The sequence below is a fragment of the Bacillus horti genome, assembly GCF_030813115.1.
Classification (GTDB): Bacteria; Bacillota; Bacilli; order Caldalkalibacillales; family JCM-10596; genus Bacillus_CH; species Bacillus_CH horti.
Window position 1 is genome coordinate 1 of the sequence record NZ_JAUSTY010000043.1, and the last position, 1,641, is coordinate 1,641.

Sequence of the window (1,641 nt, forward strand, 5' to 3'; positions counted from 1 at the left end):
AAACATGGTATCAAATTTTATACTTTCTACCCTGAAAATTAACACACCAAGTATAAGTGATATATGTTTTTGGGCAATATGAAACTAACCCTCACTATGTAGTTTTTTTAAAAGTGGGGGCTTAGTTACACTATAAGGATCTACACTTTAAGCAGTATTATCATGTATCTCTACTGTAAGCCCTAGGGATTCTAGTCTTCTTACCGTATTTCTAATTAGGAGATCTTTTTTGAGTCTATCAAAATAATCGGCTCCTAATTCGATGTAGTTTTGTTTCCGTGTTAAAATGATATGGACAATACGTAAGATGCTATGTCCCACTGCAATGGCAGCTCTATTCTTTCCTCGGCGGGCTGCAATACGATGGTACTGAGCAGATAAATAAGTATCTTTCTTTTTTGCCGCTGCGCGCGCTGATTCCACTAAGGCACTGCGCAGTTTTTTATTTCCTTTTCTTGTTTTTGATGACCTTTTTTTACCTGCACTCTCGTCATGACCAGGAGTCATTCCAGCCCAAGAACATAAATGACCAGGAGTTGGGAAACGGGACATATCTGTACCAATCTCCGCTAAGATTTGTTGTGCAGTCCGTTTGTTTACTCCAGGAATGGTATCCAATAATTCAATTTCTTCTTTATATGGCTCCATACGCAAATCAATCTCTTCATCTAATTCATCAATGAGCTGATTGAGATAATCAATATGATCTAATTGTTTTTCCAGCATAATAAGTTGATGACGCACGAGGTTTCCTTCCAAAGCAAGCATAAGCTGATCCTTTTTATTCTTCAATTTCTTTTGGGCCATGTTAGCTAAAACTATGACATCGGTTTCCCCTTGGATAATCGCCTCAAGCATCATTCGTCCAGATACTCCAAGTACATTTGAAGCTACAGATGAAAGTTTGATATTTCCTCCTTCAAGTACTTTTTGAAGTCGATTAACTTCTCTAGTCCGCTCTTCGACGATACTCCGCCTATAACGGATGATTTCACGCAACTCACGTTGCTCTCGGTTGGGAATATAACTTCCTCTGACAAGTCCATGGCGCACGAGACGAGCAATCCATTCCGCATCTTTTACATCTGTTTTTCGACCCGGAACCGATTTAATATGTTGGGCATTCACCACAATCGGTTGAACATCTTCACATTCTAGGAGGTTATAAATAGGCTTCCAATAATCTCCTGTGCTTTCCATGCCTACATGAGTACAATTCTTTGACTTAATCCAATCCACTAATTCCACCAAGTTTCGTGTCATGGTGGCAAATGTTTTTACCTCCTTTCCTTCTGGTGTAATGATGCAGGCAGTGATGTTCTTTTTGTGCACGTCAAGCCCGCAACAATAACGGTATAATACTTCCATCATCAAAACTCCTTACGACTAGATAGATTAAAGGCTGGTGCAACAACCATAATAGGATTATTCTACCCTGCGTGCTTCCTAATCTAGAGCAACATTCCGTGGTGCACCGGGTCGTCGTGGTCCGTCTTATACACGGGTTCATAACACCAAGAAATTACGACCTCCTTCGCCAGCCGTACTAGCAGTATTGACCAAAAAAAGCATGCTTCTTCAGTTTGTAGTTACATTTTCATTTTTTGTGGTGCCGCTTCACGGCATGATGGTCTTATACGT

Annotated in this window: 1 protein-coding gene; it reads right to left on the reverse strand. The window is 40.3% G+C overall.

The window, feature by feature from the left end:
• Window positions 1–147 precede the first annotated feature (147 nt).
• Window positions 148–1,368 carry an IS110 family RNA-guided transposase gene (locus tag J2S11_RS22170; protein ID WP_307398381.1) on the reverse strand — a complete coding sequence of 407 codons (1,221 nt, stop codon included), beginning with the start codon at window positions 1,366–1,368 and terminating at the stop codon, window positions 148–150.
• Between the last annotated feature and the right edge of the window lie 273 nt (window positions 1,369–1,641).

What these genes read in the sequence shown, in the direction of transcription:
- J2S11_RS22170 (WP_307398381.1), bottom strand. Translation starts at nt 1,368, where the DNA reads ATGGAAGTATTATACCGTTATTGTTGCGGGCTTGACGTGCACAAAAAG.